Below are 19,242 nucleotides of genomic sequence, written 5' to 3' on the forward strand. Positions count from 1 at the left end.
GGTTTCTTGATTGCAGGGGATTAACTAAGTTTAGGAACTCATATGATAACGACTTTATTGCGCCCTGACTGCTTAGCTTGATACAAAGCATCGTCTGCCGATTTCAAGTGTTTCTTATAGGTACGGCTATTCAACTGTTGCCCCGTTAGATGAGTCGTCGCACCAATCGATGTGGTTAATTCTAATGGGCCAGAATGCGTTTCAATCGGTCGGTCAGCGATCGCTTGTCTTATCAGTTCAAGCTCTTTATTAGGATCTTGATTCCCAGCCAGCAACAAAACAAACTCTTCCCCACCCCATCTTGCCACTACATCGTTTGTTGATAAGATTTTCTCTAAACGCTTAGCGACTTCCACCAGCACTTGGTCACCAATATCATGGCCATAAGTGTCATTAACTTGTTTGAAGCGGTCTAAATCTAGAATAGCGAGCGTATACCCAAACGACGACAAATGATGTGGCATCGGCTGAGTTAACCGTTGCTCTAAGTAACGCCTATTGTATAAGCCTGTCAGTTCGCATCTTGTTGATTGCTTAAGTAGTTCTTTGTTGGTCTTCTGGATCGAGCGTAACCTTATCAATAGTAACGTGGCGCTTATCATCACCATGATACCCAAAGCGACGACGATTCGATTCCGTAATTGCTGCTTATCTAATGTCAGCTCACCCAACTCTTTTTCTGCGTTAAGCAGTTCGTTTTCTTGAGCTAATGATGCTGTAGCGAAATCTTGCTCTAGTAAAAAGATATCACTCTGGCGCTTATCAAATAGCAGCGCTTTGTTGCCCTTGTAATAGAGTTTGAAGTAACGAAGTGCGTTCTCGCTGTCGCCTCTCGAATCATAGTATTCAGCAAGTGTTCTTAAGCCGAGGACCTTCCAGCTGCGAGTCCCCACAACATCGAACATTGCAGACGATCGCTTTAGATCAGCAAAAACAAAATTATCTCGGTTCAAACCAATGTTCGCTAAGGCTCTATTTAGGTAACACTGCCCCAATTGAAGTGTGTATTTGTCCACTCCTGGGTATCTAAGACACAAGTTTGCGACTTGTCGTGCTGACTCAAAGTTCTTTTCCGCCAACAACACATCACTCTCTGCTTTTAATAGGATGATTTTGTATCGTTCACTCACGTTATCGCCATTAAGCTTAGCCGCACTTTGATATGCTTCCCGCCCTTTGACCAAATCACCACTGCGCAGATAAGCAAAAGACTCATTCACATGCAGCACTCCAATGGTAGACGCTTCGAGTAGTCCACTCTTGTAATAGAGTTTTTTGGCTCTTTTAATCAGCTTGAGCGCTTTAGGCCAGTCTTCCAAATAGATATAAAGCAATGCCATGTTTGACACTAACTTGCTGTTGTAGATGTGTTGAGGGTACTTCTTACCAAGGTCTAAACCTTTATGGAAAAAGTATTGAGCTTCAGGAAAGTCATTGCGGATGTTGTTGATGACACCAGCCGTGTTATAGGCCTTAATCAACAACTCTTCATAGTGGAGCGATTCTGCGATATCTATCGCAGCTCTGATTTGGATTTCAGATTCCGCTAGCTCACCCGTACTGATGTATTCGATCGCTAATTCAACGAGAGATTGGGCCTTTAACCAACCCATATGTTCGTGTTGTGCGAGTGCTTTAATCTGCCTGACGTATTCGGAAACCGCTTTGGTATCCAACTTATGTTGCGCGAGGTTCGACAAAATCATCAATTCGTAAGCACGATAGATGGCTTTATCTTGGTCTGGGAACTTGGCTTGGAGAGCCTCAAGTTGTAGGGAAGCTAAATTAGGGTCACCACGAGATACATCGAGAATATCGATCAACGCAGATCCATATTGAGAGAGTGATAACTCTTTCTCTGGACTATAAACACTCGGGTTTTCAGGGCGAATATGCTTTAAATCGTCGTCATAAGTTGGATAGAGCAAATACAGCCCCAGCACAATACTCATCAGCACCACGAAAAGGAATGAACCTAACACATTGTTTCTATTCATTTATCAGGGCCATTATTGATTGAATTCCAATTTTATTGACGTTTTTTTAAGAGCAGTCAAACATTATACCCGACAGATATACAGATTAAAATCCTGCGCACTGGTGGATCTGAATTGGGTTTTTCTCATTAATTAGAATAATCAGGCAACTTTCTTGATTTAACTCAGACAATCATCTACCTCATTGGCGTTATAGTGATTTTCCTGTTCCTACCTCCGCGGCTTCTTTTTGAACAAGCGGAAGCATAATGAGAATTAACAATGACCCAAATTAATAAACAACGTCTTGTAGAACATTTCTGCGATCTAGTGAAAATTGATAGTGAATCTCGTAACGAAAAAGCGATTGCTGAAGCTTTGGCTGAGCAACTCGGTGAACTAGGTTTTGAAGTTCACAAACTGGCGGTTCCTGAAGAAGTGTCTAATGGTTTCAACATCTACGCTCGTCTAGATGGCACTCTTCCAGGTAGCACAGTGTTCAGCTGCCACATGGACACAGTAACGCCAGGCATCGGCATTGAGCCAATCATCGAAGACGGTATCATCCGTTCAAAAGGCAACACAATTCTAGGTGGTGACGACAAGTCTGGTATCGCAGCTATCATGGAAGCGGTTCGTTGCATTAAAGCTGAAGGACAAGAGCACAAAACTATCGAGATTGCATTTACTGTATTCGAAGAAGGCGGTCTGTTCGGCTCTTTGAACTTCGATATGTCTTACATTCAATCTGAGCACGCAATCGTACTTGATACAGGCGGTCCAATTGGCACCATCGTAAACGCAGCGCCTGGCCAGCAGAAGATTGTTGCTAAAATCAAAGGTCGCCCTGCTCACGCTGGTTTAGCACCAGAAGAAGGCATCAGCGCAATTCAAGTTGCTGCAGACGCAATCACTAAGATGAACCTACTTCGTATCGATGAAGAAACGACAGCAAACGTTGGTATTGTTGAAGGTGGTCAAGCGACTAACATCGTAATGCCAGAGCTTAAAGTCGTGGCTGAAGCACGTTCTCTAAACGGCGAAAAGCTAACGGCTCAAGTTGAACATATGATCTCTACATTCCAAGAAAGTGCTAAGCAGTTCGGCGCTGAAGTAGAAATCGAATCAACTCGTGCTTACGATGCATTCGTTATTGCAGACGATCATCCGCACATTCTTTCTATCAAATCGGCGTTTGAGAAGCTTGGCGTCACAGCGAACACTAAACGCACTGGCGGCGGTAGCGATGCAAACAACTTCAACGCAAAAGGCCTGACAACAGTTAACCTTTCTACTGGTATGGCGAAAGTTCACACCACTGAAGAGTACATTGCAGTGAAAGACATGGTCGCAATCACTGAGTTTGTTGTGGCTTACGTAACGCAATAATCGAATCCATTAGTTGGGTAGTCACTTCTATCTAGCACAATGAAAAAAGCCGAGACATCAACACGATGCTCGGCTTTTTGCTATTTAGGTGAACATAGAAGGTCGAATCTAAAACCCTCTACGCTTCCAGAATTGGCCTTCGTCTTTTGCTACGAGGTCGAATGTCTTATCAGCAATAATGTTGCCTTTTAGCTCAACCGTCATGCGCCATTTACCTAACTTGTTCGAGACAGGTGCCCAGATAGTGTCACCTAAGTAGAAATCCCAGTCATTGTTGCCGACATACTCTTCACCATCGAACGGTTCGAGCACTTCGCCCTTGTCTGTGGTGATATTCGGGTGATAGATGCAGTAGCGGATCTTTTCGCCTTTGGCTTTTTTGATATTCAAGATATAGCCAAATTCCACGTCGATTTCAGCATCAACGGTGGTGGTGAACTCTTGGATTTTTGGAAGGTCTTTAGATTTGGAATCCCACGTGGAATAGATACCATAAGAAGTCATGTCGACCACAACTGAGCGCTTTGCCATTTCAATCTTTACCTTGGAGTTATTCTATTAATTTAATTCTATTTGCCATTCAGCCACGCAAGCAGAAGAAGAACGAGGCTATTCTTGCCAGTCTTTCGCCATACGCTTAATTACTGAAGGTTCAATGTCGTGAATAGTGCCATATTGCTCTCGGCACACTTCGATAATTAATTCTGCTTTATATTTGAGTGCAAGTTGGCGGTAGGCTTTCATTTCCCAATGCTTAATAAAGGTATTCGAAACAACCACATCAAACCCTTGCTTTAAGCCGTTTTCAGCTGTGTTTTGACACCACTCATGAGCTTGTTGCAGCTGCCTAGGATCAAAATGGTACTCACCTTGCTCATTCACATAATACATATCGGCTTCGACATGCAATGCATCGTAGGTTTTTGCTTTTGTTGATTTGCCAGAGCCGGGCAACCCTCGAATGAGTATTAACTTCATCTGTCACTTTACAGGCTAATTCGAAAACATGAGTTTATCGTAAATAGTAACGAGTTGCTCTGATAACTGCCTCTGCTCAGCATACGAAAACCAAGTACTTACACACGACTCAGACAATCACTGAATACAATGAGACTCCCCTCGAAGCGCGTGGATTGCTTCTGATAGAAAACACAAATAATTTACATCTATCCATTTTGCATATCGACAAGCGTATCAAACTACTATAGATTTAGATGTATAGACGTCTACATATCTAGCTTAGGGAGAAAGCTGTGCCTATTCGCATTCCAGACCAATTGCCAGCATCCGATGTTCTTCGTGAAGAAAACATCTTCGTTATGCCGTTATCAAGAGCATCGACACAGGAAATTCGTCCACTTCGAGTCTTGATCCTCAACCTAATGCCGAAGAAGATTGAAACTGAAACTCAATTTTTACGCCTACTATCGAACAGCCCATTGCAAGTGGATGTAGAGCTGCTGCGCATTGATGACCGACCAAGTAAAAACACACCGACTGAACACCTTGATAACTTCTACCGCCAATTTGAAATGGTCAAAGAAAGAAACTTTGATGGATTGATCATCACTGGTGCGCCGCTTGGCTTGGTTCAATTTGAAGATGTGATCTACTGGGATCACCTGAAAACCATCATGGAATGGGCAAACAAGCACGTTACTTCAACGCTATACGTGTGTTGGGCGGCTCAGGCTGGTTTGAAGTTATTATATGATTTGCCAAAACGCACTCGTAAAGAGAAGCTGTCTGGTGTTTATAACCACGAGATACATAACCCATACCACCCTATTTTACGTGGCTTCGACGATACATTCTTAGCTCCGCACTCTCGCTATGCGGACTTCTCTCAAGAGTACTTAGCGGAACATACTGACCTTGATGTTCTTGCAACTTCTGATGTTGCAGGCGTATACCTAGCAGCAACCAAAGATAAGCGAAACGTGTTTGTAACGGGTCACCCTGAGTACGACTCTCACACACTTCACAATGAGTACATTCGAGATTTGGGTGAAGGCATGGAGCCTGTGATACCAATCAACTACTACCCGAATAACAATCCAGACAACAAACCGGTTGCAAGCTGGCGCAGCCACGGACACTTGTTGTTCTCAAACTGGCTAAACTACTGCGTTTACCAACAAACGCCTTACGATCTGGATCATTTCAGCGAAGACAACTTTACCAAAGACGATTAAGTTCTTTCTTCCGATTCACAAACACATAAACCGTGTTCAGTATGTTGTTGATAAAACGACGAATTGGACGCGGTTTTTTATGGTGTGTGGGTCGCATTCCATGATAGATTTACGACTTCAATGGGTTTGATTTCATATGATGGGTTGGTGTTCATAAGGAGCTTCACATGCCTGCCAAGCCATCATTTTCAAATCCGATTTCGTTGTCCCGCCCTCTTTCGTTATCAAGTGTGGTACTACTTGCCTCGCTTTCCTTGGCCGGTTGTGTCTCTGTCACTGAAGGACCGCCAAAGATTGAAAGTGATCCTATCGCGATGTCTGAATCTCGAATCGAATTAGGTTTGGGCTATATGGGACAAGGCAATATGGTGAGAGCGCGTGAAAACCTTGAGCTCGCGATTAAACACGCACCTAGCTACTACCGTGCTCGGCTTTCAATGGCGCATTACTACGAACAAGTGGGTGAAGTAGATGAAGCGAGAAGCACTTACCGCAAAGCACTCAGTCTTGATTCAAGAAATGGCAATGTATTGAACAACTACGGTACCTTCTTGTGTAAACAGGGCGAATACGAACAAGCCGATAATTACTTCAATCGCGCCATCGACCAACCCTACTACTACTTGGTGTCTGCAAGTTATGAAAACGCCGCGTTTTGCGCATTTAAGGCTGGCAATACCGACCAAGCGAAGTACTACTTCAGCAGAGCGATTGACCACGATCCAAACCGCGTAAAATCGATACTACAGTTATCAAAAATTGAAGTGAGTGACGCCGATTACAATGACGCTCGAATCCGTTTATTCAAATTCCACCAGCGTTATGGCTATCAAATTCCATCGCTTAAAATCTTGGTCGATCTCGAAAACAAAGCAGGTAACAAAGCTCTAGAGCAGAAATATCAGAGTAAGTTAGATGAGTTACTTTCTGCTTAGCGCATATGAAAAACACAAAAAAACGGGCTTGTTGCGTTAACAACAAGCCCCTACGTAATTTCAACTTAATATCTTAACTAAGTGCAGCCGCTATTTTAGCGCGATCCACTCTTGTCTTTGCTCATCGTCCATAAAGGTCCATGCGATAAAGCGACTTACCTTCTGGCCTTGTGACATCTCGACGACTTTCACTTGTTTAGCTCTAAGCTTGCCAAGCTCTGAACGAACCATATCGACGTTATCTTTCTTAGAAATCAATGTCGTAAACCACAAAACTTGAGTAGCAAAAAGTTGACTCTCTCTTGCCATCTTCATAATGAAAGCGGCTTCACCACCTGGGCACCAAAGCTCGGCTTTTTGACCACCAAAGTTTAAGGTTGGTTTAGCTTGCTTAGTTGATTTATCTAACTTAACTGGCTTCTTGTTCGTTTCAGGCTTGAATGACTGACCGGCTTTCTTAGCACGGTTCGCCGCTAGATTATCCAGTTTACGTTGTGACCCCTTTTCAGCCTCTTCAAGAGAGCTGTGGAATGGAGGATTACAAATAGTGACATCGTAACGTTCATTATCCTTAATCACGCCCTTAAAGATAGATTCAGAGTCAGCTTGTAGGCGAGCGCGGATCTTACCTTTTAGATTAGGGTTGCTTTCCGCTATGAAGTTCGCTGTTTTGATGGAGACTGAATCAACATCTGTCCCTGTACAACGCCACTTATACTCTGTCGCACCAATGATTGGGTAGATACAGTTTGCACCGACACCAATATCTAATGCTTTCACAGACGCGTGGTTATAGGGTTCACCTTGGCCATCGCTATTAAGGATGTCGGCCACTCTGTGAATGTAGTCTGCACGACCAGGAATTGGCGGGCACAAGTAACCAGCAGGAATATCCCAATGTTTAACGCCATAGTGATGCGCCAACAAAGCTTTGTTGAGTAGCTTAACAGCCAATGGATCAGAGAAATTAATGGTGTCTTCGCCAACCGGATTCTTGATCAGATGCTCTTTTAGCTCAGGCAAGGCTGCAACTAGTAACTCGAAGTTATAGCGGCCAGTGTGCTGGTTTCTTGGGTGTAATCCACCTTGAGGTTTTTCAGCCGAGCGTCTTTTCTGAGCTGCGTTCTTGTTAAAAGCCGTTTTATTGAAAGAACCCTTATTCGATGATCCTTTATTGGCACCCGGTTTACCTCTGCTATCTTTTGCAAAAGGTCGCTTTGCTTTGTTATTGCCCGCGCCTTTAGGTGCACTATTCTTGCGGCTTTTATCAGATGTGTTCTTTGTAGAAATACGCTTGTCGCTGCTTGGCTTAGCTGTACTTGGCTTAACATCAGCTTGGTTGTCTTTTGTTTTTGCTGATGAAGTGCTGTTTTTCGACAGGCTTAGCGTCGTTCTATTTTGTGATTGGCTCATTGGGCTACTTCTTTAAATCTAAATACATCATGAATAAACGGGCATCCAACTCAAGTTGATGATATTCCGATTCCATGTGACAGCATAGTTGGTAAAAGGCTTTGTCGTGCTCTTTCTCTTTAATATGCGCCAGTTCGTGTACCACCAGCATTCTTAGCAAAGGTTCTGGTGCATTTTTAAAAACACTGGCGATACGAATTTCATTCTTTGATTTGATCTTTCCACCGTGATTCTTAGCAACGTAAGAATGCAGACCTAACGCATTATTGATTAGGTGTATCTTGCCGTCGTAAATCACTTTGCTGATCGGTGGTGTTTTTTTCATGTAGCGATTTTTTATCTCAATCGCATAGTCAAACAGGGCTTTCTCGCTTTTTATTTCATGATTCTTTGGGTAGCGAGCTTCAAACCAAGGCACCAATTTACCCGACTCTACAAGTTGAGTAACAGGATCAAGAATGTGCTTAGGATAGCCTTGAATATAGCGTAAAGAAGGATGCATGCTGAAAGACCGTACAAGTTACACCACGACAATACGTTGTGGTCTTGAAAATTGAGCCGCATAGTGTAACTGATCACACTTTTCTAATCACCTAGGATTCGTTACACTTTAGCGAGATTCACCAAGAGAATGAAAAAATGAAACGTGTTGTATTGTACGTCGCAGACAAATGCCCGCACTGTAAAGATGCCCAAAGGTATTTAGACTCTAAGAAAATTGTTTACCGCCTGACGAATGCAAAGATGCAGCGTGGCCGTAAAGAATTGCAAGCAATGGGTGCTCGTTCTATCCCCGTGCTTAAAATCGGCGATCAAGTGATGGTCGGCTGGAATCAGAAAAACTTCGATAAGATGTATAACTCAAAGAACACCTAACGTGCTCTGAGCCAGTCATACTTCTATACAACAAAGCCCGAATATCCAATCTAGGATGTTCGGGCTTTGTTTAATTAAATCTTACTAAATCACACATACCGCTTAACGAAATCAATAAAGGTTCTGTCAGCTTTCGACAAATACCCTTCCTTTCTCCAGGCCAACGATAGATTCAGTTTTACAGGGTCTTTAAATGGCACGCCTATCACGTCTTTCTCATATTCCGTCACTAAGCTCAACAGCGCGGTGATCGCAAACTCTTGTTTAACGATAGAAAGAATCATCGGGAGCAAGTTGGTTTCAAACGCAATGGTCATATCAAGATCGTACTTCTTACAGGTCGCATCAATAAAATCGCGGTGGAAATAGCCCGATTTAAACATGATCAGCTCTTGAGCAAAGAATTCTTCAAAGGTCATCGAAGGCTGTTGTGCTAGCGGATGCTCCTTACCGACAACGGCGACCATCTCAGAACTTAACAGATGATCCGTTTCCAAATCATCTGGAACGTTCTCATGATTAATTACGCCAATATCGAGTTCGCCGTTTAACAGCATTTCACGAATCGATGCGGTGCCAGCATCAATCAAGGTCAACTTTAGGTTTGGGTATTGGCTTTTAAATGCCATCACTACTTGGGGGAAAAAGTAACTGCCCATCATACTTGGAGCGCCTAATCGAACCTCGCCTTTTTCTAGCCCCTTTAGTTCATTCATCGCGAGCTGAGCATCATCAAACTGCTGGGCGATTCGCTTTGCATGCTCAAACAGTACTTTGCCCTCCTCCGTTAAAGTGACGGATTTATCGCCTCGACGGAATAGAATCAACTCAAGCGTCTGTTCTAGTTTTTTAATAGAAATGCTCAATGCGGGCTGCGCGATATGCAGCGCTTTGGCGGCCTGAGTGAAGTTACCAAACTGCGCAACAGCCAGAAAATGTCGAAGAGGTTTTGATTCAAGCATGGCGATATATTTAATATATAGAGGTGATATTTTTAATATATTTCTTTAATCACACTTGTGCTGATAACTTGTTCACAAATAGCTTACTAACTCGTGCAGGCACAACGTAAATGTTTGATAAAGGCAGTCTTCAATACAAACGCATCACCCAATCATTGGCGATTGGCTCGTTTATCATTTTCTGTAACCTTTACCTCTTTCAGCCAATCTTGCCGCACATGGCGGAGCACTTCCAAGTATCTGAAACTCAGATCAACTGGTTGTTTGCTGCTACAACACTCGGCCTTTCGATTAGCTTGGTACCTTGGGCAATTGCCTCTGAAACCTTTGGTCGTAAACCCATTATTCTGTTCAGTCTGTTCGCTATCCCATTAATAGGGTTAAGCATGGTGTTCACGACTACCTTGTTGCAACTCGTTATTGCCCGCGCATTTATGGGCATCGCTGTGGCGGCGTTTGCTGGTGTGGCGGTTGCCTATATGGTTGAGGAGTTAACACCCAAAGCCTTTGCTGTCGCGATTGGAGGTTATATTGCGGCCAACTCATTGGGTGGAATCTTCGGACGTGTATTGGGTGGCTTGATTACGGATTATTTCGACTGGCATGCGACAGTTTTGTTTTTCGTTGTCGGCTCTTTGCTTGGCGCTCTCTATATTGCATATAGCTTACCTGACCAACAAAACTTTAAGCCACAGAAAGGCCTGTTCTTTCACCATAACCGCTCTGTAATGATGCACTTAAAAAACCGTACACTGTGGCTCGCGATGTTGATTGGGGGTGCTAACTTTGCTCTGTTCGTTAACCTGTACTCGGTGATGGGCTTTAGGCTAGTCTCTGCGCCTCATTCAGTGCCTGTAGGTTTAGCTTCGCTGATATTCCTATGTTACTTGGCCGGTACGGTCAGCTCTAAGCTATCAAACAAATGGACACTTCGCTTTGATCCGTTAAACGGAATTTTGATGGGCGTGTGCATTAGCTTAATTGGAATGCTGGTTTCTGCGGTCGATAAAGTCCCGTTCATGTTAGCTGGCTTGTTATTGATTAGTGGCGGTGCGTTCTTTGCCCACACTCTTGCCTACTCTTGGGTGAGTCAAAAAGCACCGAGCGCTAAGGCGACAGCGACCGCGCTCTATCTGGTTCACTATTATATTGGCGGTAGTTTAGGTGGATTCTTGCTTTTATATTGCTGGCAACTGTTCGGTTGGAATGGCGTGATTGCAGGTGGTTCAATCTTCTATGTCGCGATATTTGCTTGGGTCTATCAGTTGAAACAGCTACAAGTATCGACTTCCAAACTCGCACAAGCATAACTACGACTGAGTTTGTAACTCAATTATTGCTTTTGATTAACGTCCGTTCTGATATCCTACGCAAAATTTCATTTCGGAACCTGTTATGTCGAACACTCAAAGCACAGATCTTCAAACCATCCACGACCAAGTTAAACAATGGTTAGACGATGTCGTTATTGGCCTAAACCTGTGCCCATTCGCAGCCAAGCCACAACGTAATAAACAGATTAAGATCTTTGTGAGTGAAGCGAATACGGAAGAAGCGTTACTGGAAGACATCATGACGCATTTCGTAGAGTTAGATAATACGCCAGTTGCTGAATTAGAGACGACTTTAGTGGTGGTTCCTAACATGCTGCAAGACTTCTTCGACTACAACATGTTCATTGATTGGGTTGAAGCGTTGATCAAACAGCAAGACTGGGAAGGCGTTTACCAAGTAGCAACCTTCCACCCTGACTATTGCTTTGGTGGTGCAGATCCAGAAGACGATGAAAACCTAACGAATCGCTCTCCGTATCCGGTTTACCATTTGATTCGTGAAGCGAGTATGGAAAAAGTGTTGAAGCACTACCCTAACCCTGAAGCGATTCCTGACACCAACATCGCAAGAGTTGAGTCTTTAACGCCAGAAGAACGCCGTCAACTGTTCCCTTACTTGTTTAGTTAATAGTTCAGTTAATCGCTAACATGATGGCTCATATTCCTGAGCGCTCTTGATGATATGGACGAGAAATGAACTGATCTCGTCCATTTTGTTTCGCAATGTACAGACACTCATCGGCAACTTTGATGAGCTTATCTAACGCCGACATCCTTTCCCCTTTGGTATCCCCTGTACTCAACTCAAAATGACACGCACCAATTGATATAGTGACAGGCTTTCGATCCAGTGTGATTTTCTTCATCTCTTGCAAAAGAGTCATGAACTTATCTTCAACATAATTTGGTGTTTTATTTGGATACCAAAGAATGAACTCTTCACCACCAAAACGCGCCACAAACTCACCCTTTTGAGTGTTATTGTTCAGCACGCTCGCCACTTTCTTTAATACAACATCGCCCATTTGGTGACCGTAAATGTCGTTAACCTGTTTAAAGAAGTCGATGTCGACAACCGCCAAGGTTCCCTTTCCTAAAGAGCCTTTTAACTGCTCGACTTCCGCATTCAACGTTTTAAACAAGCAACGTCTATTTGGCAAGTGTGTCAGAGGATCATACAGAGCTTGATACTCCAATTTCTCATTCAACTCTTTGAGTTTTCGTTCTTGCTGCCTTCTAACCAGCTCCACTTCGATCCATGATGCCATTAGTCTCATCACGTCGACATCGAACTCTTTGAACTCACGATGATAGGGTGCTGGGCTTGAAAAGTTTAAGGTGCCATAAAGCTCATCATTAACGAAAATGGGAACCCCAATATAAGACTCCAAGCCAAAAGACTGGTAAGCAGGATGCTTCGCATACTTATCGTGTTTGCCACAATGCTCAATACAGATAGGACCAATCGATTTACAGGTAATTTCGCAATAGGTTGAACGATAATCAAAAGTGTCACCGCTATTGAGTTCTACCCCTTCAGGCGTAACACAATGTTCAACAACATAAGTATTGCCATCGACTTTAGATAAAATACCGATATCAAGGTTGAAGCGTTCAAGCCCCATAATAAGCAGCTGAGCGATCTGAATATCGAAGCCCTTTCGATAATCATTGGTGATTTGATACAAGCGGCGTATAACAATTTCGCTTTCACTGGCTTGGTTCATAAATGGGATTCCACTACTGCTGACATTAATGGCAACATTAATATTTCGTATATTAAGAAGAGTAAAGTGTAAAAAAACATAATAATCAATTAGTTTGTATGCAAAATACCTCATTGGTCCAATGAATAAAAGTCGCGTTCTTCCACTTTGCGTTAGCACCCCATTACTACCTTTGTTAAAATGGTCCATTAACGAAACAAAATGGATAGGAATATGAACCTTTCTCAACTAAACCAAGAAATCTACGATCACCTTTACCGCGACATTGAAGAGTTCCGCAGTACTTTTGATCTGCCGGTTGCTGCTCCTGAAACAATGGACGAAAAAGGCGATACGCTACATACCTCTCTAGCGATCGAAGAGCTAACAGAACTTGCAGAAGCTGACTCTAAAATCGAACAAGCGGACGCTATTGTAGACAGCGTTTATGTTTTGATGGGACGTTTGGTTCACCTTGGCCAATCCAAAGTAGAAGACAACCTAGCGATCAGCTACTTAATCGACTTACTGTTGAACGTTGCCAAAAACCGTTCAATTGACTTCTTACCTTGCTGGGACGAAGTACACTCAAGCAACATGAGCAAAGTATGTCGCAACGAAACTGAATATGCTGAAACAGAAGCTTTCTATGCTGAGCAGAACATCAAGCTGATGGCGGTTCAAAAAGGCGAATACATCATCGCTAAGTGTGCGGAAGATTTCGTATCGGAAGGCAAGACAGTTCGCCAAGGTAAAGTACTAAAATCTGTACACTACCGTCCTGCGAACCTTGAGCCACTAACGGCTTAAGTTGCACTGAGTATGAAGCTGTTAAAACGAGCAGCTCACTAAAATAGCAAACGCCACGTTTAAATAACGTGGCGTTTTATTATCTGTCAGTTAATTCTAACTGTGTTAATCGTAGCTGTGTGCTTATTGTACCCGAGTGTCAGTTGTAGCTTTGTGTTAAATGCAGCTGTGTGTTAATTGTAGCCGAGTGTTAATTGCAGCTAAATGCTATACCAGTCGAGCCATATGATAAGCCGCCACATATTCGCCATTTCTGAAAGCGAACCCTGCGGACTCTCCTTCAATCACGAAACCGAACTTCTTATACAGGCTGATCGCTCTTTCATTATCGGTGTATACCGTTAACTCCATTCGCTTGATGTTAATCCAGTTATCACACAAGTCGATCGCGGTCGCGAGCAGCTGACTACCCACACCTTTGCCTAGCACATCGTCTTTAACACCCATACCAAATGAAGCCACATGTCGTCTTCTTGGATTCACGCACACTTCCATTCCCAAGTTGCCAACAATCTCATCGTCGATCATCGCGACATACGAGTACACGTTATCAGGCATATTAGAGATTCGTTTTTGCCAGCTTTCCAGAGATGGATTTGGGAGTTGCAGCGTACCGGTATAAGCATTAGTGCATTCGTAAACTTCTTTTATTCCCTTTGCATCTGACGGTTCAGACCGTCTCACTATAATACTCATCGCAACTCCTACTATTTTCATCGCTAAATATGAAACACATCCTTAATGTGCACCTAGACACACTATCAAATAGTGAATATTTAACAATAGGTTAGATGAACTTATCTTATTGGGCTTAATTGATACTGAGTAAACGCCCTCTCTCAATATCTTGCTCAAGTACCTCCGGTGTCAAGTCACCATGTCCATGGTGATCGTGATTATGGTGATGTCCATGATCGTGTCCGTGGGAATAACCTTTGTGTTCATTTGCTCTTTGAGCTAACTTGTGTGAGTCCAAATAGGTATCAGTTAAATCAGCACAATAATCTTGAGTCCATAAACGTCGAGCCTCATCATCACTCATGATTTGCTCGGCTTTAGGGCCCAATTTGTCCATGTAGAACATCCCCAGCTCCTCACCTTCTACATTGGCGTGGTTGATAAGGTTCATAAACGCAGGCTCTTGATTCTCATCTGATAGATGACCATTTTTGTAACACACGGTTAGACCAATAATATCGTCGCCAAGTTTCTCTAATTCAGGGTTAAAATGATTGTGACTATGATTATGTTCGGCAGCGGCGACAAGCATTGGAGTAAGTAAAACACATGCGATAGCCAGTAGCTTAATGGTATTTTTCATGGGATAGACCTTCTGTATTTTCGAATACAAATTTGATTAGTTGGCTGACTTAGCTTCTTGTGAGGTGAGCTAAGCTGAGGGGAACTTCAAGACCATTTCAGCCTGAGTACCCCTCTGTCTCACTACAAATAATCAATATGATTGGATAACAAGGCTCGATATAACGAGCGTTCTGTAGACAAAAATCACTTATCAACTACGATTCTTGCTGGTGCGATGGTGTAAGTCATTGGCTTCACCTCCCATTCACCTTTTGCTTCCAATGCAACCGCTAGTGCTTGCGCCTCTTCACATACCTTCGCTGGTTTTCCGTCAGCCCAGTATGATGGGCCCGAAGTGTAGCCGCACATCACTGAAAATGTATGTTGCCCATTCTTTGTGGTGTATTCCGTCATAATGACACCACCTTCTCCATGCGTTATTTTTAGCGAGCCTTCATCGGCAACATGCATTGCATCGGAAGGATTCGGTTTGACATACGTTGTGTAGGTCCCGCCATCTGACATGGATTGGTTGTCATACATGGTGTAGCCTTCTTTTTCTGAAGGTAAGGTCAGTTCGTAGTTAGGATCAATATCCGCTAAACGTTCTGAGTTATTCGTCGCACCAGGTTGATAGTTGTGAGCATTGGATTGTCCGTTAGCGAAAACAGACGCTGACACTAAAGATAGAATGACAACCGCTAAAATTGATTTTTTCATAATGAACTCCAGATATTCTAAGCAAAGATGTTGTAAGCAATAGTTTTTATGATTGAGTAAGAGAATGGGTTTATTTACCTAACTTTCTAGGATGTGAGGGCAATATCAGCCCTCACTACAAATACCCTATTTGTTATCGGTTCCTGCTCCTTCACCAGGCTCAGTTGGACGACTTACCGACTTGCGCTCAAGATTGTGGTGAGCACGCACTCTATCCATGTATTCTTGCTTGGTGTTCATACCTTGCTTCATTGCTTCTGGTACTTGTTCAGCTGGGATCACGATGTCACGGTCGACTGGCCACTCTGTTAACAGCTCTGGGTGGTAGCCTTCTGGGTAGTACAGTTTTGGATCCAACTCTAAATCACGAATCTCTTGTTCTTGTATGTCTTCACGGCTGTTTTTCGGCAGCGGGATTCTAAAGTCAGACCCATCGGCCATATCAAATTGTGGCGCTCGCGCATTCGGGAAATCAGGTAAAATACCTTCACGAACCCACGCATTATCTTTAGTCATGTTAACGACAATGCCATCTGGCGCACCGAAGTGGTAAGGCCCTTGCCAATGGTGGCGAACCTCTGCAACGGTTTCCTCATTGAGATATGGGTCGAATGTCATGTGCGTTGTCATGAACAAGCGCGGTTGTACTTCATTCGCCACATAACCCGCCGCGTACGCTGGTGTATGGTGAGTATCAACGGTGTAACGTGCTAAGAATGGCGGTACACCTTGAATAATCGAAGACACACCAAACGTTTCGGTTTGCAGCTCAGTAATGAACAAGTCTGCACCTTTTGCGTATTTCAAATCCAACTCTGTTGGGCGACCGTCTCCTGTCCAAACAAATGAAAGCACTCGGCCGTCATCTTGAGTCCAATTCAAGCGGTAACCAGACGCGCCATCTTTTGCGTGACTGCGTCGCCAGTGAATCACTTCCACATTGTCTTGGTCATAGATAACGCCACCGTCGTCGCGGAAATCAAACTCGTGAACCACAATGTCGTTGCCTGATGGGAACACATCAAATGCATCGGTGTGCCAGTTCAACATTTGTTGCATGCCTTCAATCATATGACGAGTGCCATATTCTGGAGTCGCACCACTCGGACCATAAATGTTAAGCGGCTTTTCCCAGCGACCATTCCAACCACCAAATTGATACAGGTAAGGTAACGAGCCGTAATGGTCTACGTGTAAGTGAGTAATGAAGATATGGTCGAGTTCATTCATCGCGACACCCGCCGCTACGTAGTTCGCAATTGATCCTTCACCTAAATCAAAGACAAAGTTAGAGCCGTTACCCAATTCGACGTATATCGAGGTGTTTGCCTGCCCCGGGCGAATCATTGGTGATGTCCCCATGAACGTGACACGCATTTCATCCGGTTGAACTTCTTCAGTGCGTGGGAACCAGTTGGCGCCCGACACCATGTGATCGCCATAAGGTGCAATGCCCTCAAACATCAGGCCTTCTTTCCAACCTGAATTGGTTTCTTTGCGATAGTCACCATTGTTTACACCGCCCATTAACACAGAAAGCACTTCTTCTTCTGAAGAATACAAGTTCCCCTTAGGTTGAGTGCTCAGATACTCTTCAAGGGTTTCACCCTCGTGATATTCAAATTTCTCGAGTTTTTGAATATCAGAGTTAGTTTGCTTGGTGTTGTATTGCATCATTGGGTCAGCAGCAAAAGCGGTGGTCGTGATGATCATTGCTGAAGAGATGATTGATAATTTTGCGAAAGTTCTCATAGTTTCACCTATCGGTCTGAGTATTTAGTAAATGAATGAAGTTCCTTCCTCACTCCGATACAAACAAGTTTATTAATAAACAGAACCTTGATATATAGTGTAAACTTTACTTAAAACCTCCATTTCATTTATGAGTTAATAACGACTCCACCATGATTTGGATGAGTGGCAATAAGAATAGAGGGAACTGAATTTGGACCTTAATCTACTGACGACATTTTTGGCCGTTTACAAACACAGCTCTATCACCGTGGCATCAGAGCAGCTCGATATTTCTCAACCCGCGGTAAGCGCGGCGATTAAGAGACTCGAAGGTGTCGTGGGCAAGGCTTTATTTGTGAGAGAAGGACGAGGTATCGCGCCTACTGGAGCAGCGGTATCACTCGCTAATAAGATAGAAGACCCATTGAACATCATTGGAACGGTTGAGCAGCAAAAGAATGACCTTAAAGTCTATTGCACAGAGAGCTTGCTTCATTTCGTTAGCCAGGTTGAAGGCGTAAGCTTTACGGAAGCGCCACTCGAAGAGGAAGAACTGTTTGATGCGCTTACTGCACAAAAAGTAGATATCGTCATTGATGTACTTTCGAGTAAGAAACACTCATTGATTGAAGAAACCATCGTCGATGAGGAGCCCGTGTGTCTGACTCGAATCAACCACCCTCGAATTGGTGAGACACTAAGTAAAGAAGAGTATTTCCAAGAGGAACATATTGCGCTCAAGATCAAACGCGCCAACATGAACACGGTCGAGTTTTTATCAGAGAGCGATATCGAGCCGAGAAAAGTCAGAATTGAAACCAGCTCAATTTCAAGCATGTTGATTTTGGCAAGCACGACAGATTATATCGCCGCTTCTACTCGCTCTTTTGCAGAAATGCTTGCACCAGCGCTTGGCTTACGCGTTCACCCTATCCCCATCAAATTAAGACCGATCACGTTTCGAATGCTCTATCACCGCCGCTACGCTAAAGACGAACAGCACATCAAAACCCGTGAAGCAATCAAATCAGCATTAAGGAAACATAAATGAAACTGAGGTTTTAACTAAAGTTAACCCTATTAATATAAATTCAGTTTAATCACATACTCTCTAGCAAGTTAATTCAATAGAACGACACTGGAGAATCCATGAAAAAACTTAACCTTATTGCTCTACCACTTACGTTACTCAGCAGCGCAGCGTTTGCGACTTCGACTCAAGTTTACATCGAACAAAACGTTGCCTCTAATGCTGCTGATAACGGTGTCTACACCACAGAAGCTGGCGCATTAATCGATACCTCAGAAAATGGACAAGTCTATATAGGTTTTGATGACCAGGGTTGGCTAGCCGCGGGTTACGGACACGACTTTCACATCAGCGAATCCTTCACGTTCAACCTATACGGTGAACTCGGTAAATGGGACAACGGTGAAGAGTTATTAATCGAAGGTATTATCGATTATCAAGTGAACGACAACTTCAATGTATTCGGTGGATTGGGATATAACCAGTCAGGGCAAGTACTCGAGAATGTAAGCGACACCACGATCAACACCAATAAGTTCATCGCCGGTGCGGGGTACTCACTCGCAGGCTGGGATTTAGCTTATCAATACACTCACGAAAACAGTGATGGATCCAATGGCGGGTTTACCCACAACGATGACAACGTAATCTTTCATCAAGGCGACTACCGTACCAATGAGCACGAAGTCGTTCTCTCTAAAAGCATCGACGACTGGACACCCTACGTGAAATACACCTACTTCAATACCAACGAAGGTGACCTTTACTTGAACGGCCAATCGATGGGCCCGATCGACAACGACAATATCATTACGCTTGGTTTGTCTTACGACTTCTAAACATCTCAGATTCAATTCTCA

At 43.5% G+C, this 19,242-nt stretch carries 20 protein-coding genes; 9 read left to right on the top strand and 11 right to left on the bottom strand.

The annotated features are described in order from the left end of the window. Positions 1–38: 38 nt before the first annotated feature. Positions 39–1,997, bottom strand: a complete 1,959-nt coding sequence (locus tag AB6F11_RS04060) for a GGDEF domain-containing protein (RefSeq protein WP_102393887.1) — start codon at positions 1,995–1,997, stop codon at positions 39–41. Between the two features lie 261 nt (positions 1,998–2,258). Between AB6F11_RS04060 and AB6F11_RS04065 the strand changes: the two genes are divergently transcribed. Then, positions 2,259–3,365, top strand: coding sequence for a M20/M25/M40 family metallo-hydrolase (locus tag AB6F11_RS04065; protein ID WP_102393886.1), 1,107 nt, complete (start codon positions 2,259–2,261; stop codon positions 3,363–3,365). A gap of 108 nt (positions 3,366–3,473) precedes the next feature. On the opposite strand, the gene AB6F11_RS04070 is transcribed toward AB6F11_RS04065, so the two are convergent. Together AB6F11_RS04070 and AB6F11_RS04075 are read right to left on the bottom strand one after the other, a co-directional pair. After that, positions 3,474–3,896, bottom strand: a complete 423-nt coding sequence (locus tag AB6F11_RS04070) for a DUF3859 domain-containing protein (RefSeq protein WP_019824122.1) — start codon at positions 3,894–3,896, stop codon at positions 3,474–3,476. Between the two features lie 78 nt (positions 3,897–3,974). Next, on the bottom strand, positions 3,975–4,343 hold the full coding sequence (locus AB6F11_RS04075) for an ATP-binding protein (protein WP_017065537.1): 369 nt from the start codon (positions 4,341–4,343) through the stop codon (positions 3,975–3,977). 275 nt (positions 4,344–4,618) lie between these two features. Between AB6F11_RS04075 and metA the strand changes: the two genes are divergently transcribed. Together metA and pilW are read left to right on the top strand one after the other, a co-directional pair. Then, positions 4,619–5,560, top strand: coding sequence for a homoserine O-succinyltransferase (gene metA / locus AB6F11_RS04080; RefSeq protein ID WP_017066439.1), 942 nt, complete (start codon positions 4,619–4,621; stop codon positions 5,558–5,560). Between the two features lie 167 nt (positions 5,561–5,727). Next, positions 5,728–6,495, top strand: a complete 768-nt coding sequence (gene pilW, locus AB6F11_RS04085) for a type IV pilus biogenesis/stability protein PilW (RefSeq protein ID WP_017065536.1) — start codon at positions 5,728–5,730, stop codon at positions 6,493–6,495. Positions 6,496–6,585: 90 nt separating this feature from the next. Here pilW and rlmF read toward each other — a convergent pair whose 3' ends face one another. Together rlmF and AB6F11_RS04095 are read right to left on the bottom strand one after the other, a co-directional pair. After that, positions 6,586–7,908: a 23S rRNA (adenine(1618)-N(6))-methyltransferase RlmF gene (gene rlmF / locus AB6F11_RS04090; protein WP_017066172.1), complete on the bottom strand. Its 1,323-nt coding sequence runs from the start codon at positions 7,906–7,908 to the stop codon at positions 6,586–6,588. Between the two features lie 4 nt (positions 7,909–7,912). Beyond that, positions 7,913–8,410 carry a YgjP-like metallopeptidase domain-containing protein gene (locus AB6F11_RS04095; RefSeq protein ID WP_102320098.1) on the bottom strand — a complete coding sequence of 166 codons (498 nt, stop codon included), beginning with the start codon at positions 8,408–8,410 and terminating at the stop codon, positions 7,913–7,915. A 137-nt stretch (positions 8,411–8,547) separates the two neighbouring features. On the opposite strand from AB6F11_RS04095, the gene AB6F11_RS04100 reads away from it, so the two are divergent. Then, on the top strand, positions 8,548–8,784 hold the full coding sequence (locus AB6F11_RS04100) for a glutaredoxin family protein (RefSeq protein WP_016786183.1): 237 nt from the start codon (positions 8,548–8,550) through the stop codon (positions 8,782–8,784). 89 nt (positions 8,785–8,873) lie between these two features. Here the strand turns inward: AB6F11_RS04100 and AB6F11_RS04105 are convergent, their stop codons facing one another. After that, positions 8,874–9,746, bottom strand: coding sequence for a LysR family transcriptional regulator (locus AB6F11_RS04105; protein WP_017066171.1), 873 nt, complete (start codon positions 9,744–9,746; stop codon positions 8,874–8,876). A gap of 110 nt (positions 9,747–9,856) precedes the next feature. Between AB6F11_RS04105 and AB6F11_RS04110 the strand changes: the two genes are divergently transcribed. Next, positions 9,857–11,056: an MFS transporter gene (locus tag AB6F11_RS04110; protein WP_102393885.1), complete on the top strand. Its 1,200-nt coding sequence runs from the start codon at positions 9,857–9,859 to the stop codon at positions 11,054–11,056. A gap of 85 nt (positions 11,057–11,141) precedes the next feature. Then, the gene (locus tag AB6F11_RS04115; protein ID WP_102393884.1) at positions 11,142–11,708 is read left to right on the top strand and encodes a DUF1415 domain-containing protein; all 567 of its coding nucleotides are present in this window, start codon (positions 11,142–11,144) and stop codon (positions 11,706–11,708) included. 28 nt (positions 11,709–11,736) lie between these two features. On the opposite strand, the gene AB6F11_RS04120 is transcribed toward AB6F11_RS04115, so the two are convergent. Beyond that, positions 11,737–12,807 carry a diguanylate cyclase domain-containing protein gene (locus tag AB6F11_RS04120; protein WP_017070903.1) on the bottom strand — a complete coding sequence of 357 codons (1,071 nt, stop codon included), beginning with the start codon at positions 12,805–12,807 and terminating at the stop codon, positions 11,737–11,739. Positions 12,808–13,020: 213 nt separating this feature from the next. Between AB6F11_RS04120 and AB6F11_RS04125 the strand changes: the two genes are divergently transcribed. Next, positions 13,021–13,596 (top strand): nucleoside triphosphate pyrophosphohydrolase family protein, encoded by a 576-nt coding sequence (locus tag AB6F11_RS04125; protein ID WP_008217561.1) that lies wholly within the window; start codon positions 13,021–13,023, stop codon positions 13,594–13,596. A gap of 207 nt (positions 13,597–13,803) precedes the next feature. Here AB6F11_RS04125 and AB6F11_RS04130 read toward each other — a convergent pair whose 3' ends face one another. From AB6F11_RS04130 to gntH, 4 genes are all read right to left on the bottom strand, one after another. Beyond that, complete coding sequence (locus tag AB6F11_RS04130; RefSeq protein ID WP_017068284.1) at positions 13,804–14,292, bottom strand: GNAT family N-acetyltransferase; 489 nt, start codon at positions 14,290–14,292, stop codon at positions 13,804–13,806. Between the two features lie 115 nt (positions 14,293–14,407). Continuing rightward, positions 14,408–14,917 (bottom strand): hypothetical protein, encoded by a 510-nt coding sequence (locus tag AB6F11_RS04135; protein ID WP_102393883.1) that lies wholly within the window; start codon positions 14,915–14,917, stop codon positions 14,408–14,410. A 185-nt stretch (positions 14,918–15,102) separates the two neighbouring features. Continuing rightward, positions 15,103–15,618 (bottom strand): hypothetical protein, encoded by a 516-nt coding sequence (locus tag AB6F11_RS04140; RefSeq protein WP_017068282.1) that lies wholly within the window; start codon positions 15,616–15,618, stop codon positions 15,103–15,105. Positions 15,619–15,744: 126 nt separating this feature from the next. After that, positions 15,745–17,370: a guanitoxin biosynthesis MBL fold metallo-hydrolase GntH gene (gntH, locus tag AB6F11_RS04145; protein ID WP_102393882.1), complete on the bottom strand. Its 1,626-nt coding sequence runs from the start codon at positions 17,368–17,370 to the stop codon at positions 15,745–15,747. 193 nt (positions 17,371–17,563) lie between these two features. On the opposite strand from gntH, the gene AB6F11_RS04150 reads away from it, so the two are divergent. Further along, positions 17,564–18,403, top strand: a complete 840-nt coding sequence (locus AB6F11_RS04150; protein ID WP_017068280.1) for a LysR family transcriptional regulator — start codon at positions 17,564–17,566, stop codon at positions 18,401–18,403. Between the two features lie 98 nt (positions 18,404–18,501). Then, entirely contained in the window at positions 18,502–19,221 is a 720-nt protein-coding gene (locus AB6F11_RS04155) for a hypothetical protein (RefSeq protein ID WP_102393881.1), read from the top strand. Positions 19,222–19,242 lie beyond the last annotated feature (21 nt).

The organism is Vibrio sp. 10N.247.311.14 (genome assembly GCF_041467715.1).
In the GTDB taxonomy this organism is placed as follows: Bacteria; Pseudomonadota; Gammaproteobacteria; order Enterobacterales; family Vibrionaceae; genus Vibrio; species Vibrio crassostreae_C.

Excerpts from the sequence above, each read along its gene's own strand:
- AB6F11_RS04060 (WP_102393887.1), bottom strand. The coding sequence starts at position 1,997 with ATGAATAGAAACAATGTGTTAGGTTCATTCCTTTTCGTGGTGCTGATG.
- AB6F11_RS04065 (WP_102393886.1), top strand. The coding sequence starts at position 2,259 with ATGACCCAAATTAATAAACAACGTCTTGTAGAACATTTCTGCGATCTA.
- AB6F11_RS04070 (WP_019824122.1), bottom strand. The coding sequence starts at position 3,896 with ATGGCAAAGCGCTCAGTTGTGGTCGACATGACTTCTTATGGTATCTAT.
- AB6F11_RS04075 (WP_017065537.1), bottom strand. The coding sequence starts at position 4,343 with ATGAAGTTAATACTCATTCGAGGGTTGCCCGGCTCTGGCAAATCAACA.
- pilW (WP_017065536.1), top strand. The coding sequence starts at position 5,728 with ATGCCTGCCAAGCCATCATTTTCAAATCCGATTTCGTTGTCCCGCCCT.
- rlmF (WP_017066172.1), bottom strand. The coding sequence starts at position 7,908 with ATGAGCCAATCACAAAATAGAACGACGCTAAGCCTGTCGAAAAACAGC.
- AB6F11_RS04095 (WP_102320098.1), bottom strand. The coding sequence starts at position 8,410 with ATGCATCCTTCTTTACGCTATATTCAAGGCTATCCTAAGCACATTCTT.
- AB6F11_RS04100 (WP_016786183.1), top strand. The coding sequence starts at position 8,548 with ATGAAACGTGTTGTATTGTACGTCGCAGACAAATGCCCGCACTGTAAA.
- AB6F11_RS04105 (WP_017066171.1), bottom strand. The coding sequence starts at position 9,746 with ATGCTTGAATCAAAACCTCTTCGACATTTTCTGGCTGTTGCGCAGTTT.
- AB6F11_RS04110 (WP_102393885.1), top strand. The coding sequence starts at position 9,857 with ATGTTTGATAAAGGCAGTCTTCAATACAAACGCATCACCCAATCATTG.
- AB6F11_RS04115 (WP_102393884.1), top strand. The coding sequence starts at position 11,142 with ATGTCGAACACTCAAAGCACAGATCTTCAAACCATCCACGACCAAGTT.
- AB6F11_RS04120 (WP_017070903.1), bottom strand. The coding sequence starts at position 12,807 with ATGAACCAAGCCAGTGAAAGCGAAATTGTTATACGCCGCTTGTATCAA.
- AB6F11_RS04125 (WP_008217561.1), top strand. The coding sequence starts at position 13,021 with ATGAACCTTTCTCAACTAAACCAAGAAATCTACGATCACCTTTACCGC.
- AB6F11_RS04130 (WP_017068284.1), bottom strand. The coding sequence starts at position 14,292 with ATGAGTATTATAGTGAGACGGTCTGAACCGTCAGATGCAAAGGGAATA.
- AB6F11_RS04135 (WP_102393883.1), bottom strand. The coding sequence starts at position 14,917 with ATGAAAAATACCATTAAGCTACTGGCTATCGCATGTGTTTTACTTACT.
- AB6F11_RS04140 (WP_017068282.1), bottom strand. The coding sequence starts at position 15,618 with ATGAAAAAATCAATTTTAGCGGTTGTCATTCTATCTTTAGTGTCAGCG.
- gntH (WP_102393882.1), bottom strand. The coding sequence starts at position 17,370 with ATGAGAACTTTCGCAAAATTATCAATCATCTCTTCAGCAATGATCATC.
- AB6F11_RS04155 (WP_102393881.1), top strand. The coding sequence starts at position 18,502 with ATGAAAAAACTTAACCTTATTGCTCTACCACTTACGTTACTCAGCAGC.